The sequence below is a fragment of the Chitinophaga sp. CF118 genome, assembly GCF_900112615.1.
Taxonomy (GTDB): domain Bacteria; phylum Bacteroidota; class Bacteroidia; order Chitinophagales; family Chitinophagaceae; genus Chitinophaga.
Window position 1 is genome coordinate 148393 of sequence record NZ_FOMK01000001.1, and the last position, 14901, is coordinate 163293.

16 protein-coding genes are annotated in these 14901 nt (G+C 39.0%); 4 read left to right on the top strand and 12 right to left on the bottom strand.

The window, feature by feature from the left end; translation table 11 throughout:
* Positions 1-13: 13 nt before the first annotated feature.
* Positions 14-556: a sigma-70 family RNA polymerase sigma factor gene (locus BM176_RS00405; RefSeq protein ID WP_090098436.1), complete on the bottom strand. Its 543-nt coding sequence runs from the start codon at positions 554-556 to the stop codon at positions 14-16.
* Positions 557-1054: 498 nt separating this feature from the next.
* On the opposite strand from BM176_RS00405, the gene BM176_RS00410 reads away from it, so the two are divergent.
* Entirely contained in the window at positions 1055-1444 is a 390-nt protein-coding gene (locus BM176_RS00410) for a helix-turn-helix domain-containing protein (protein WP_177230256.1), read from the top strand.
* A gap of 14 nt (positions 1445-1458) precedes the next feature.
* On the opposite strand, the gene BM176_RS00415 is transcribed toward BM176_RS00410, so the two are convergent.
* From BM176_RS00415 to BM176_RS00440, 6 genes are all read right to left on the bottom strand, one after another.
* The gene (locus tag BM176_RS00415; protein WP_090098441.1) at positions 1459-1698 is read right to left on the bottom strand and encodes a hypothetical protein; all 240 of its coding nucleotides are present in this window, start codon (positions 1696-1698) and stop codon (positions 1459-1461) included.
* A gap of 70 nt (positions 1699-1768) precedes the next feature.
* Complete coding sequence (locus BM176_RS00420) at positions 1769-2818, bottom strand: sensor histidine kinase (RefSeq protein ID WP_143097663.1); 1050 nt, start codon at positions 2816-2818, stop codon at positions 1769-1771.
* A gap of 192 nt (positions 2819-3010) precedes the next feature.
* Positions 3011-3907, bottom strand: coding sequence for a TraB/GumN family protein (locus BM176_RS00425; protein ID WP_090098444.1), 897 nt, complete (start codon positions 3905-3907; stop codon positions 3011-3013).
* Between the two features lie 72 nt (positions 3908-3979).
* Entirely contained in the window at positions 3980-4996 is a 1017-nt protein-coding gene (locus BM176_RS00430; RefSeq protein WP_090098446.1) for a terpene synthase family protein, read from the bottom strand.
* A gap of 4 nt (positions 4997-5000) precedes the next feature.
* Positions 5001-6788, bottom strand: a complete 1788-nt coding sequence (locus BM176_RS00435; protein ID WP_090098448.1) for an ATP-binding protein — start codon at positions 6786-6788, stop codon at positions 5001-5003.
* A 250-nt stretch (positions 6789-7038) separates the two neighbouring features.
* Positions 7039-7830: a hypothetical protein gene (locus tag BM176_RS00440; protein WP_090098450.1), complete on the bottom strand. Its 792-nt coding sequence runs from the start codon at positions 7828-7830 to the stop codon at positions 7039-7041.
* A 302-nt stretch (positions 7831-8132) separates the two neighbouring features.
* Between BM176_RS00440 and BM176_RS00445 the strand changes: the two genes are divergently transcribed.
* A complete protein-coding gene (locus tag BM176_RS00445; RefSeq protein ID WP_255373390.1) occupies positions 8133-8618 on the top strand; it encodes a molybdopterin-dependent oxidoreductase in 486 nt (161 codons plus the stop codon).
* Between the two features lie 93 nt (positions 8619-8711).
* Here BM176_RS00445 and BM176_RS00450 read toward each other — a convergent pair whose 3' ends face one another.
* The 3 genes from BM176_RS00450 to BM176_RS00460 form a co-directional block, all read right to left on the bottom strand.
* A complete protein-coding gene (locus tag BM176_RS00450) occupies positions 8712-9719 on the bottom strand; it encodes a type II toxin-antitoxin system antitoxin SocA domain-containing protein (RefSeq protein ID WP_090098454.1) in 1008 nt (335 codons plus the stop codon).
* Positions 9716-9928 carry a hypothetical protein gene (locus tag BM176_RS32695; RefSeq protein WP_218162127.1) on the bottom strand — a complete coding sequence of 71 codons (213 nt, stop codon included), beginning with the start codon at positions 9926-9928 and terminating at the stop codon, positions 9716-9718. Before BM176_RS32695 ends, BM176_RS00450 begins: the two co-directional genes overlap by 4 nt.
* A gap of 617 nt (positions 9929-10545) precedes the next feature.
* On the bottom strand, positions 10546-10725 hold the full coding sequence (locus BM176_RS00460; RefSeq protein WP_090098456.1) for a hypothetical protein: 180 nt from the start codon (positions 10723-10725) through the stop codon (positions 10546-10548).
* A 107-nt stretch (positions 10726-10832) separates the two neighbouring features.
* On the opposite strand from BM176_RS00460, the gene BM176_RS00465 reads away from it, so the two are divergent.
* The gene (locus BM176_RS00465; protein ID WP_090098458.1) at positions 10833-11765 is read left to right on the top strand and encodes a YiiG family protein; all 933 of its coding nucleotides are present in this window, start codon (positions 10833-10835) and stop codon (positions 11763-11765) included.
* A 93-nt stretch (positions 11766-11858) separates the two neighbouring features.
* On the opposite strand, the gene BM176_RS00470 is transcribed toward BM176_RS00465, so the two are convergent.
* Positions 11859-12824, bottom strand: a complete 966-nt coding sequence (locus BM176_RS00470) for an MBL fold metallo-hydrolase (protein WP_090098460.1) — start codon at positions 12822-12824, stop codon at positions 11859-11861.
* Between the two features lie 45 nt (positions 12825-12869).
* The gene (locus BM176_RS00475; protein ID WP_090098462.1) at positions 12870-14297 is read right to left on the bottom strand and encodes an RtcB family protein; all 1428 of its coding nucleotides are present in this window, start codon (positions 14295-14297) and stop codon (positions 12870-12872) included.
* Between the two features lie 217 nt (positions 14298-14514).
* Between BM176_RS00475 and BM176_RS00480 the strand changes: the two genes are divergently transcribed.
* On the top strand, positions 14515-14847 hold the full coding sequence (locus BM176_RS00480; protein WP_090098464.1) for a DUF6799 domain-containing protein: 333 nt from the start codon (positions 14515-14517) through the stop codon (positions 14845-14847).
* Positions 14848-14901 lie beyond the last annotated feature (54 nt).

Sequence of the window (14901 nt, forward strand, 5' to 3'; positions counted from 1 at the left end):
AAGCGGAAACTATTTAATGATCCTTATTATTAATTGCATGACGTAATAACTTCAATCCGTTTTTCAGGTGGGTTTTGAAGGTATTGATACTTATACCCATCTCATCTGCTGCTTCCTGGTATTTTTTACCCTGCAAATATACCATTTGAATAGCCACTCTTCTCTGTCCGTCCATATCATTCAGTGAGGTACGTAATTGTTTATAGTGGTCCGGAGTTGTATCTACTTGTGTAGTAAAAGGTTCCTCCTGCATATGCCTGAAGGCTTGCTGTTTTTCCAGGTATACTTTCTGCTTCTTAATATAATTAAGACAACGATGTTTAACGGCCGTATGTAAATAGCCTTTAACATCTCCGTTAAAATTTAAATATAACTTTTTGTCCCATATGTCGAGGAAGAATGTTTGAACAATATCTTTTGCCTCCTGCTCATTATGCAGAAACCAATATGCATTCAGACATAACAACTTGTAATACTTCACAAAGAAAGTATCATACGCGGATACATCTCCTTTCTTTAATCGTTCAACCAGTTCCATATCTGGAAAATGATTCATAGAACAAGCACGTCTTTGATGGTAATTAATTACAGGCTCAACTGCTTCTTTGGTTGATAAAGCTACTTTTATAATGTTTGGCTTAGGAAACTCAATCCCCTATGATTATCAAAATAGGAATTAAAAATTGATTCTCATAACAATTATTTTTTTATCTCCATTTTATTGTTGTGTTAATTCATGTTGTCATGTTAATTCAAATTTCCCAAACAAAATAATAATGTAAAATCTATCTCAAAAATCACCACAGTACATTTACTAATTTATTTAGTAATTATTTCATTAAATGAAATTAAGTTTCCAAATAAGAAATACTATTTCCTAATCTTAAATAATATACTATATATTTATGAAGATTTTATCCAGATCTGCTATAAATCAATTCACCTTATGTTACTCAGATGTAACTGATGCACTTGTAAATTGGGTCAGGTTTATTGGTACACATGCACAATATGATGAATTAAATCTCGATAGTTTGTAATAAAATTAATGATGATGAAACAAAAAAAATCATTCCTTCTGGAAACACCTTCTTTTGAAAAAGAGTATGAAGTTATAATGGAAAAGATTGATGTGCTGATGAAAAAAGGATCCGGAAACCTATCGAAAGCAGATGCAAAAGAACTTCAGGCTCTTGTAAACATAGCTCATAATTATGAAGAGAAAAACTATTCTCTTCCAATGCCCAAAACATTAGAAGGGATCATTGAACTGAAGATGTTTGAGATGAAATTGAATCAAAAAGAAATGGCAGAACTTCTTGAAGTAACAGCCTCTAAGTTATCACAGATCTTAAATCGTAAACGCGAACCGGATCTGGATTTTATCAGGAATATGTATAAGAAACTGCATATAGATCCTAAATTCATCATGGAGCATATTTAATAAAAACCCTACCCCTACTTCTTCTTTACTTTAACCGTATCAGGCTGTGGTGTTACTGGCGCTATAACGGTATTAGGGTGATAACGATTGCCAGTTGAGACAATCGCAGCAGCATCAATTACGGCCTCCTGCGCCTGTGTATCCGGCTCTGTTGTTGTACACTTCTTATCTTTTTTCAGGAAGGAGGCTGCATAAACTACAGCTCCTACGAATAACAGATGCAATAACGTTTCTTTCCAATTTTTAGCAGGCATAAACTACTTACATAAAGTTTTAAAAAATCATACTCATAACTGCTCCTATCATCATCTCCTACTGCCTTTATCATGTTAAATGCATTGAAAGTTGCACAGAAAAATCACTGGCGGTATCCTCAATATGCAACTGATGCCGGGATGGATATAACAGCTGCAAACGTCTCATCGTATTTTCAAGCCCTATTCCCTCTCCGTCTACACCAGCGATAGCTACTTTTTTATTGGCAACATACAAACTAAGAATATTCTCTTTTAATTGCAACCTGATGATGATCTCAGATATTTTATCCGGATTTACACCGTACTTGAATGCATTCTCTATAAATGAAATCATGATCAGCGGTGCAATCATTTTATCTGCCGCCTGTACATTTGCCTCATATACTATTTTAACTGTTCTACCCAAACGGGATTGCTGTAAAGCGATATAATTATTGATATACTTAAGCTCTTTTTCCAGAGGCACCCTATCTTTGTCAACATCTTTAATAATATACCTCATCAGATCCGACAGTTCCACTATGGCATCCGGTGCGCTATCGTCTTTTGCCAGCGCAAGTGAATAGATGCTATTTAGCGTATTGAACAGAAAGTGAGGATTGATCTGTGCTTTCAGGTGACTGAGTTCATCATTATACCGGGCAGTTTCAGCCTGGAACCAGCGGTCTCTTATCCTCAGCAATACAGAGGCGAGAATCACAATCATAAAGAGAAAAACATGATGTCTGATCTGTTCAGGAAAACTACCACCCATTGGGTGGGGAGGCATCCAGTTGCCATGCGCCGGAGGCATCACATACATCTCCTGACGATGTTCACCCCACGGAACATAACCCGTTAAAAGGGATGGTAATAAACAGATCAGCAGAAATGCTGTTAATACAATAAAAGTATAAACAATGTACTTCTTCTTAAAATAGAATACCGGAATGAGCAGGTAATAATTGAGGTAAAAGACAAATAACATCAGGAAATTCCCAATAAAATCTCTTATGGTAGGTCTTGAAATAAACCCTATTTCTTCGGGAGGCCGGGGCGATAGGAACAAAGGTAATACCAGAAAAGCGATGCTTCCTATAATATGGTATATGAGATATTTATTCCCCCTTTTGAACATATGCCCCTGCAACTTCACCCTTTTTCATCTTTTAAACAAAGAAATGAGGCAAACTGTTCAATTATGGAGGTAAAAAACAATTTCGCCGGAGAAATAACTCTCCGGCGATACTATATTAATTAAATTCTGCAATTAAAGATTCGATTTCCTGGGGTGGCATAGTATGATCCAGAAATTCGGCTTTGGTCATTATTAATGCTTCTTATTAATCGTAAAGGGAATATTCTTCAATGTGTATCCTTTTTTCTGTAACAATGCTATCAGTCCTGTTTCAGTTCCCAGATGCCCTCCTCCTACAGCAATCAACGGACTCTCTTTACGAAGCAACGCATCGATCCTGTCTGCTATAACCACATTTCTTTTAATCAATAGCACTTCATTAAAATTGGCATCCAGTGGCATATCATCATTTATTTCATTAAGCATATTCTCAATATCCTGTTTAACGTAGATGGCGGTCAGCTGGCTTAACATCTGTTCTGAAGACATATTCTTTAACAGCGATTGCCGCAGCATATCTGTTTGTACGGGGATACTGATAGCATTGATTGCATCCATCTGTTCTTTGATAGTTTCCAATCCTCCCACAGAATCTTTTTTATTGATAGCAGCTTTATACAGCTCCATATCTACCGAGGATGCTTTACCATCATTATTCATCAATATGGTTTGTAAAAAAATAGGCTTAAGACTGTACATTTTGTCGCCAAACATCTTTAACGTGGCAGAAACCGCAGCCATCTGTTTCAACTTTGCCAGTGATGCCGCATCCAGTAGTTTATCAATGGTTTGAGTAGTATCAGTGATAAACATGGCCTCCATTATATCATTAGTATTTATATGCCCGAAGTCCACTTCAAAGTATACTTTCTTTACTTTATCCAGTAAGGCAAAAGGAGCCTCCGGCAAATAATAGGAGGAAGTATCGTACAGATGAACAGTTCCAAATAAATATGCGGGTTTTGTCATGCCTTTACCGGAAATCTCCCATAAAAGCCCTTTTTTATGCTGGGCAAATGATGGTTTAAAACCAGCTATACCCAGGGTTAAACAGATAACAATGGTTTTCAGATACATACGTGTTTTCATCTTTTAATAGTTTATTCAATAGTATATCAGCCAGTCTTAAACTTACACTTTTCCTGTATTTATTTTCAGAATTTATCTGTTGCCTCTTTTTAATTGGTACACTCCTGCTCCCAGTGATGGTTCATCATGATAAATAAAACTGTATCTGCTGGTTTCGTTTACACTCCAGTCAATGTTACCTCTCATCAATGCGGCCAGTGCATTTATGTAATTTGATAAAGCAGTATTTTCTGCTTCATCAAAAATAGCTGCTTTTTTAGATAAGGCGATGAATTCCTCCACCTGCTCATCGTGAATGCGAACAGTAGCCATGATAGCATCATCGAGTGACAGGTTATTTTCTCTTTGCAGGATAGCCACCATATTATATTTATCAAGGTGCTCTATTTCTTTACTGAATGAAAACAGATCATTGGCCCAGCAAACTGTATTACGGCATAATTCCGTAAGCCGGTGTACTAGCTGATGATGATAAACATATCCGGGTAGAGCAATACGTTCTGCTACCGGAATAGTATCCGTTGCAACATTTGCAGCACCAAGATATTGGCGCTTCTGCATGTAATCTGTCAGGCTGGGAAGAACCTGCTGGCGTTCATTCTCAAACTGCCACACAGCGGCTTCAAAGATGGCGATAATTCCATCGATAAACTGCTGCTGCCAGGAAGTATCACTCATCTTTTTTAATCGCTGCCAGAGATCTCCCAATGCGGCAAACATAGCACCATCCTTTTCCAAAGAAGGTTCTTCATTATTCCGGAGGATATCCACCAGTCTTTTTACAAAATACCGGAATTTGTCTTTACCGTTAAATTCGGACTGTGCACCAGGATGATCAAACAGGTCGTCCAGGAAAAACAGGTAAGTATTCAGATCACAAAATGCACACAGAGCATCCTGATCTGCATTCGGAAACATTCTTGCCACCATCCAGGCAAATTTCTGCTGTTGATAAAACTCCAGGATTTCATGAGAAGGGACCAGCTGGAATTGCCTGACCCATTGTGTTGTATGTTCATCAGCAACGTGCACCAGTGGATTGATCCGTGAAGGGAACGGGCAATAAAGCCGGGGAATGACTACCTGCATAAAATTAGTTTAGGGCAAACGGCACTTCTGTTTCTTTTGCTGATTGTTCGTTCAGATACTTATTCAATGCAAGATGCAGTATCCTGAAATCCACAGGTTTAATAATGAACTCCTTTGCTCCTGCATAAATTGCAGCATCTCTGACTTCCTTAAATGCATCGCCGGATACTGCCAGTACAGGGATTTTTTTTAGCAAAGGGTCTGCCTGAAGCTGTTTGAGGATGTCCAGCCCACTCATGTCAGGTAATTGCATATCCATCAGAATAATATCCGGATGGTGTTCATATGTTTTTGAAAGGCCCTCTTTGCCATCGTCTGCTACCACGACTACTAAGTTTAGTCTTTCAAGGTATTGAGCGATGTACACCTGGCTCATGCGATCGTCTTCAATTACCAGGATCTTTTGATGGTTATAACTATTTGCTACTACTTGCTGGAGTATAGGCGCAATCTCTCCTTTTTCATGATCCTCCATCAGGGGTAAATATACCGCAAAACAAGCCCCCATTCCCCGGAGACTGCTTACAGTAATAGTACCGTTCATAGATTCAACGAGCCGCTTCACAATATGCAGACCTAGTCCGGTGCCCTTAATAAAATCTGAATGTTCGCTTACATACGGCTCAAAAATGTCAGCTAACTTATCGGATGCAATCCCCTTACCCTGATCCTGAACTGTGAGCACATAGGTCTCTTTCTCTCTTATTAACGTCAACGTAACAGTACTGCTATGAGCTGTAAATTTAATAGCATTCGTCAGCAGGTTATTAATCACCTGTACTAATCTTGTTTTATCTCCCATTACATCTGCAGGGAAATCTTTTGCCACTACCAGCAGCAATGTGATAGATTTCAGGCTGGCAATATACTGGCATACATCCACTATATCGGCCAGCAGGCCAGGCAGGTATAAATATTCTACTAACGGCTCATCCTGCTTACCGGATTCAATCCTTGCCAGCTCGAGTACGTCATTAATAATGGTTTGCACATTATAACAGGCAGCATGCAGATGTATAATTTCAGGCTTAAAAGCTTTCAATTGCTCATTATACTGCATATCCATTTTAAGTAACTGGCTAATGCTGAAGATGGCATTCAGCGGTGTCCGGATTTCATGACTGATTTCCCGCACAAAATCAGTTTTGGCACGGTTCGCCTCTTCCTGTATCCTGGAATAGGCTTCCAGTTTTATGGCAGATTGCTCCAGCTGCCGGATCAGTTTATTATTATTCCGTTCGTAATTAAGCAATACCAGGATATTCAGGAAAACAACCACCGGATAAGCTATCCAGCGGATAATCAGCAATTGCTCATGGGGAATGGGCAATACGTCTATCATTTCGAAATAATAGTTTAGCTCCAGCAACAGTAACCCCATCAGTGTAATAAAAACACAGAATGCCCGTAAATATATATTGCTGAAAATCAGCATTGCTAACCCAACCAGGAATATCGCCATTAACTGTGCTTCGGCCATCCGCCCCAATATGATACTGAAATAAATTACGGATGTATATTGCAGTATGTAGAAACCAATATTGGCAAGAGTATATTTTTGTAAATAATTGAGATAGATGACTCCGCCAAACAAAACGGATTCTAACAACGCCGGGAATAAGATCATCTTCTGACCTGTAAACAAATATATCGTAGGAGCGAGCGTGATGGCCAATAAGGCGGAGATAAGGCTGATAGTATTCACATTGATGCACAGATGCCTCTTACGTTCATCCGTTATTACATGAGAGCCTATGGTAATTAAGGGCTTCAAAAGACGGAAAAACTTCATATGCTTATTTCCTTTAATAAAATTCCCCCAATTAAATAATTATCCTGCAACAAACATTCACTGATTAAGGTAATGTACCGAAAAAGTAGCTGTAAAACGTTAAATGATTTGCGAATATTAAAAAGCGTCAACTCACATTGATTAATACCAATATGCGTTGACGCTTTTGTATGTTGACCGGTCTCTGCTACTTTGCAGAGAGGGCTCCAAAATGAAGAAACGGGGAATTAAAAGAATATATACGGGGCAGTTACCCCAGCGTCAGGATCTTTGCACAACCAACATATTTCACGGTATTCACTATCGTATTGCTGACAGGCATACCCATTTCGATACCGATAGCGAGGATAAAGGTCCATGAATCATCCAATTTACTCTTATCCTGTAACTGTAAATCTATGCGTTCTCCTGCATATGGCAGCGATGTTGTTTGCCAGGCGGTGTATTCCGCAGGAGCGCTGTCAGTATCTTTCTGTGATAACTTTGGATAATTGTAATGCATATCCGAAACTGCCTGTAGTGAAATTACAAACCGGAACAGTGGATACTTCCAGGGCAGGTACAGATTAATATCCGGCAGCAGGTTAGGCAACTGAACATAAGCACTTGCTGTTTCCCTGGATATCTCACATTTGAGGGGGAGCCTTACCACACTGTCAAAAGGGTTCTTTTGATTTAAGCGAAACCCTTCCAGCATATCACGATGTTGAGAAAAAAGGATGGACCTTTCTCCCTTCACATTCGTTTTATCTGCTTCCTGCATCAGGCCACTTAATTTGGACAGTTCTGAAGTAAAATTGTAATCAGCCAGATGCCGTACAAACGTAAGAGCCCATCTAAGTCTGCCGGCGGCCCTGCCACGGCCGGCAAATTCTGAATTATTTTCCCGGGTTCTTTCAAAAGAAGGAGAATTTTTAATTTTTCTTTTTGAAGCTCCGCCTTTAGTGCGCATAATCGTACCTTCCATATCCCTTCTTTTATAAGCGGATACTCCTCCGATACTACCTGTAAAGTCGATGCTTCCTTTAGTAAGTCTTGCCATGGTGTTTGATGGTTATTTTGGTATCCTCAATTTAACGAAAATCTCTTATGATAAGTAATATAAGACGTATATAATTCCTATCTATATAAGGTGGGATTATATGACTGATAAATAGGAGTTAGATAGGGATTATATAGGGGTTATATATCCTACGGCGCTATGTATCAATACTTTATGAGGTACATGTAATATACTGTAGCAATTTAAAATTGTCTTTCATTATATTAAGCATATAGAAAAAATAATATTGTTTAGCTTTTGTGGTTTTAATATACTTTTGATGGCAATAAATAACCATGAAAATGAAACTTTTTTTTCTTCTCACGTTGTTCATTTGTTTTACTTTCTCCACATTACAGGCGCAATCTTTTATAAAAGTATCGGGAGAAGTGAAACGTCAGCTCCAACTTTATCCCACCGATTTTGCAAAAATGAAACGGGTGACTGTCAGCGCAAATGATCATGACGGTAAAGCGCACACCTATACGGGTATAGCCATTTCTGAAATACTGGACAGTGCAGGTGCTACCACAGGAGCCCAGTTACGGGGCAAAAACCTCGCTAAATATATGCTGGTGAAATGTGCAGACGGCTATAAAGTAGTATTCTCTCTCGCGGAACTGGATAATAACTTTACAGATAGAATAGTGATACTATCTGATATGATGGATGGAAAACCTTTACCTGAAGGAAAGGGACCTTACAAACTGGTAGTGCCCGGAGAGAAGAAACCTGCACGCAGTTGCTTACAGGTAACGGAATTAGTAATAGGTGTTGCGGGAGAATAAAAAGGGCATATTATTTTTGTTTCCGTTTCTTTTTAATATGTTCTTTTTCTGCTGCTAGTCGTAACTCTTGCAGAATCATAATTTATTTCCCTATCAATCAATGTTTTTCAACTCAAAGCCATACTCGAAGCTTATTCTATGACGCGCACCCATATTATTCTTCCAGGCAGGTTCTTCATGACTTATATCTACAATCTTTCTGGTACTCCAGCCTTTAAACTTTTCCGATACAGTCTCCATCATCTTTAATTCCGTAGCCGTAAAAGGTCCATGCTCCACATCAAAAATAACCAGATCGTCAGCAACAAATTGCTCTCCTACATAATCTCCAAAATCTTTCTCTTCTACTTTTGCGAAACCAGTATTCACAACATAATTATAAATACCTCCATAATTTTCCGGTACAGGGCCTTTAGGCAGGGCCTTATAATATATACCACTAATGCTTTGTCCATATTTTTTAAAATGCCCAAAATCTGCATAAAACATAAGCTTATTCAATGCAGTTGTAAATGGAGTATTATGATGAGCAAAGAAACGAATCATATTGCCTACTCTTTCCAGACACGGTACTCTATAACCATTATGTATGTTTGGATATTCGTTACCAAACAGCCATCCCTTCCACATTCCGGTTCTTTTTCCTTCCCCGCTCTGCGCATGATCTACTTTCTTCTTCACCTTTTCGTATTCATACTGCTCTAATGAATTCCTACTCATCTCCAACAACTTTCTAAACTCTTCCGGATCTTCTGCCAATCTTATTAGCCGGCCTGTTGCAACACTGGGCATTTCACCTGCTTCGTAATTCCTGTACACATTTGCTCCAAGACCAAGCACCTCACTCATTTTTGCAGCACTTAATTCATACTTATCCCTTATGTTTTTTATTTCGTCTGTAAAAGGAATACCATATTTTTCTCTATACTTATTATGTACCTGATTAATATTAAGGGTATCAATTTGCGTAGTTGTAAATTGTTCCCTGGTATCAACACATAAATAATAATGATGCAAAATTTCAAATGTATCTTTCCTGTATTCAAGTACGCGTGGTTCTTTTTCTAACTTTGTGGCTCCGCCGGTAAATGGACTTTTCATAAAAATTGATGTTTTAAAGGGTACTTCATAGGACTTTCTGCAATATGAAATGAAATGCAGATAACCTGTGCACCGCCTACTCCAAGGGTGATCTTTATATAGACTTCGTGTTCTTTTATTTTCTTCCCAAACACCCACATGTCTGCTCCTCCATATAGGTTTTCTGTTTTAGGTCCTTCACTATAATCTGTTACTTTCAACTCATTCAAATTGCTTCCCTGTAAGCAGGTGTAATTTCAAGGCTTAAAAGAGTTTTGGCATTCTTACCTCTGTCATCCCGGAATACTATTCCCCAAATACCTAACTTAATTTTAAAATCCTGTAAAAATGATTGCACGTCTTCTGAGGTAACCATATGCTCATTCTTAAATTCATAACATAAATATACTTCTTTTTATCAAAAACAACTAATTAGTTGAAAAATCACATGTAAAATCAGTTAATGCAACCTTAAAATTGCATTTAATTATCTAATCATGGCAGGATATCACTAAATAAACAGGAAGTTCCTGGTAGTAATTTTTACATTCCAAAAGGGGTTCTAACTTCAGGTAACCAATTATTAACGAGACTTTCCGCTCTCTTCTCTATACGTACATTTACGCATGAAATTCCGGGTTACTACTCTTCTCAGTTTCAATACAGGGATGTAATTTCACATCTTCATAGGACAGGGATTTCATTTTCACAGGTTTCACTTAAATACATTAAGTGGAACCTGTAAAATGAAATATAGTAGTTTATTGATGGCTTCTATTACCTGAGGAATAGATTCCACAATGGTCATGATAAAAGGGACCTAATCACTTTGCATCAGGTAATGAAATCAGGAATGTTCCCTGCTGTCTTTCCTGTCTTTCGTTTCTTTCTTATTATGGGTTATATTGTTTCCTTTATCATCCTGCTCTTCATTCTTTCGACTGTCCAGGTTATCCTTGTTTTCAACCCTTACCGGCTTATGGGATTGCCCTGTTTGAGGACTTTCCCGGGTGAATGCTTTTTTCATAACATACAAGTTTTGATTAAGTATTTAAGCTAAAAAAACATGCCAGAGATTGATGTATTGTTACAACAATCTTTATTGTAATTGTTCAAACCAAACCTTTTAAATAAATGAAGAAGATTGTCCGTTTATTTCTATTAGTAGCATTACTTGTAACAGCCTTTTCCTGTAAAAATAACAGTGGCTCTTACAACGATAAATCCTCGGAATCTGCCAGTAACATTATTGAATACACAAACCTGATAGTGGATATGTCCAATAACCATAATCACTACCTGGAACAAGTGGCAAATAATACCGACAAGATAGAAAGTGCTCTTCAGAAACCAGAAGACCGCTTTAGTTTTATCGGTATTACAAAACCGTTTTTAAGACCCAGTCATAACTTCGGAAAAGTAAAAATCGATGAACCTTCTGACGATCTGAGTAAAGCTGACCAGGCGTTTTTCAAGGAAAAAGTGACCAGTTATACAACATTGTTCAATAGCATTAAAGCTTCTAATGATGAGCTCCACGATTACCTCACTGCACAGGATTATAAAGATGATAAAGGAGCTAAAGGTTTTCAGTTGATAGATACCATCCGCAGTAAAATGAAAACAGCTTATACATTAAAAAGTGAGCTGATGAAAAAGGTGGAAACTGTAGCTGATGCCAGTGAAGAAGTTATTCTGAAAGATAGTCCGCTAAAAGATTATATCATTGCGATGAAAGCGGATATGAAATCAGTACGGGAATTTATAGACCTGCTGGAACAAGGAGGTGATAAATATACCAGTATCAGTGATAATGCAAAATCACTGTATGATGCGCTGGAAGCGGCTCAGGCTAAGCATGCCGGCATTAATACGGATAAAGCGAAAGGTGCGAATAAGGATACACAGTTCACATCTTTTTATGAAAGATTACATAGCTTTCTGCTTGATGCAAGGAAGGTGTTACGCAATGGCTCCGATAAAGGGGAATTAACAGAGAGTGATATTTCTACGTTAAACAATGATTATGATTCGTTGATCAATTATTATAATTCTTTTAATAGTTAGAATAAGAATGTCTTTATTTAACCTGACAGATCAGGTTAAATAAAGACATTCTTATCATTACACCATGCATACCACTGATGAGGTGGTAGATTATCATTCCAGACTTTTCTTTACTCTGTTCAGTAAAAATATACCCACTCCAATTACCGCCAGCGTTGCGGCAACTTTCAATACTAATTTCCTGTTATCTACCACTGGCAAGTATTCTACACCACTGATTCCTGTAACTGCAGGATCATCCACATATCTGCCGGAGCTGGGAACTGCCTGCTCCTTAAAATTTTCAGCCAGGCTGTGTAAAGCCTCCAGGTCATTTCCTCCCATAGGTCTGCCATGACCGGATGCAACCATTGAAGGTCTTAATCCTGCCAGTGTTTTCACGGATCTCTCTGCAGCCAGCCAATCGTACGTGAAATACTTTGGCGGACCAGAGATTATCTTTTCCTGGGTGATGACGGAGATTAGTGATTCCTGACGGGTGGTAACAAATGCATCTCCTGCCAGCAATACGCCATCCCTTTCGCGGTATAAACTGATATGTCCTGGTGCATGCCCCGGTGTATGGATATACTTCCATTCATTTAATCCTGGAATCTTACCATTTTCAGGCAATAATAACAATCGCCCTTCAAGGTCAAGCGCCTGCCGGGGATACAGGAAAGATAACCAGCTGAATAATCCGCCGCCGACAGAAGAATCCGGAGGAGGGTATGCTGAACGTCCTGTCAGATAGGGAGCTTCCAGATAATGTGCATATACGGGAATATCCCATTCGTCGGACAATTTCCTTGCAGAACCTACATGATCAAAATGTCCATGAGTGAGTACAATGGCAGAAGGTGCCACCTGCGGCCAGAAGAGCTGTTCTGCAACTCTTTTAATCTTTGCAGCTGTAGAAAATAGTCCTGTATCTACCAGCACCCAATGATTACTGGAGGGATCATGCACGAGATATACGTTTACAACTTTGTCACGTATCCCCCATACTCCCGGAGCTACATAAAACCACTCTTTCCGGATACGTTGCCTTATTATTACGTGAGTCTGTTTATTTTTCATATGTGCCAGGAATTAACACTGTACCACATACAAAAGTGATACCGTTTAATCTTCACTGCTACCATCATCTGCCATTCTCACTATCCGTGGATGAAACTTAGCCACTACATCCACCAATTCCTTTTGTGCATCCATCACCATATTGATGTCTTTATAAGCCATCGGCGCTTCATCCCGTCCAGCTCCTATCAGAGTTACCTCATTCTCTTTCAGTGCGGCAACCATCTCATCTTTTGATATGTTGTTAATGGCCATTGTACGGCTCATTTGCCGACCAGCCCCATGAGAAGCTGAATTTAGAGCACCCTCTACCCCTTTTCCGCGCACCAGGAAGCCCGGTGCCGTCATAGAGCCGGGAATGATCCCCATCACTCCTTTGGCGGCAGGAGTAGCCCCTTTACGGTGTACAATCACTTCTTCCCCATTCCACATTTCTTTCCATGCGAAATTATGGTGGTTTTCTACTTTCGCCAGCAGGTTTCCTCCAATAGCTCTTGCCAGTTTGTTATGGATTATTTCATGAGAAGCAGATGCATAATCACCTGCCAGATTCATGGCCAGCCAGTATTCCTGTCCGGATTCAGTATTCAGATCCAGGTAAGCCAGGTTGGACGCCTTCTGAGGTAGCTTGCACAGTTGCTTTGCCAATCGTGTATAATATCCTGCAATTGTAGCTCCCATACCACGGGAACCGGAATGTGACAATAAAGCTACATAACTTCCCTTCTCAATATTCAGCACTTCATCCTTTTCAGCAAATTCAATGATACCCCATTCCACAAAGTGATTTCCCCCTCCGGAAGTTCCCAGCTGGGAATATGCCTTATCCTTCAACTGACTGACAAATTGTGTCATGTTAAATGTTGAATTGTCCAGTACGGCATGCTGGGATCTATCTCTATGCTGATAACCGTGACCGGCACCAAACCTCGTATGTGCTATCAGCTCACGCTTATATTTTGCATGATTTTCATTGAAATGACTTCCCGGAATATCAAATATTGATAAGGCCATTCTGCAACCTATATCTACACCTACTCCATAAGGAATTACCGCATTCCTTGCCGCCAATACACCTCCAATTGGCAATCCATACCCCTGATGCGCATCCGGCATTAAAGCCCCGGCAACAGTTACCGGTAATGTCATGGCAATATTCATCTGGTCTTTAGCCCCTTTACCAATATTTGCATCGCCATATACCGCATACTTACCGGCTACTGTTTTCAGTGCAATTGTATCATCTGCAGGAGCATTCGCTTCCTCTATGATCTTTGTAGCAAGTTCTTCCAGTACAGGATCATCCAGGAAGTTTTCCGGATTATTTTTAACATCTTTAAACAGAGCTATCACCGTAGTGGCCTGCTGCTCTTTATAATGAGCATTTAATATATCCAGCGCCAGCCCCAGAATCCTTCCCTCTGCATATCCTACGGCTATAAGATCATTCCCGTTTATTGTATTTGTTTTCATATTACAAAGCTGCAAAACATGTACGCAGTTTTTTTGCGCAGATAAAAAAGTTTTTAAAACTATTATGGGAGGTCTGGTGTTAATACATATGCCGGAGGCCGCTAAATTACTGGCATATAAAGTGTTATACTCCTGTTACCCCTGTGCCTCAAGATTTTTTCTAAAGCTAAAAAAGCTATTTTAAAAAACCTGTAATTCACACAAAAAAGTTTGTTTTATGAAAAAGTTATTAATTGTTTCTGCTGTAATTCTTATGTGCGCAGGTAACATTTTTGCCCAGGATAGCACAACTATGAAAGGCAAAAAAATGCATCACACTGAACAGGCTGGTAAAAAAATGAAAGACTGTGTTATGATGGATGAGGGAAAAATGTGGGTGATGAAAGGAGGAAAAACAACGGAAATGACTAAAGAAATGACCATGACTAATGGTACTAAAGTTATGACAGACGGATCTGTAAAAATGAAAGACGGAAAAACAACGATGATGAAAGATGGTGACTGTATAATGATGAGTGGAAAGATGAAAAAGAAGGATGGTGGTATGTAATACTATAAAATTATAAAAAAGGGCTGTATCCTCGTAAGTGAGATACAGCCCCTT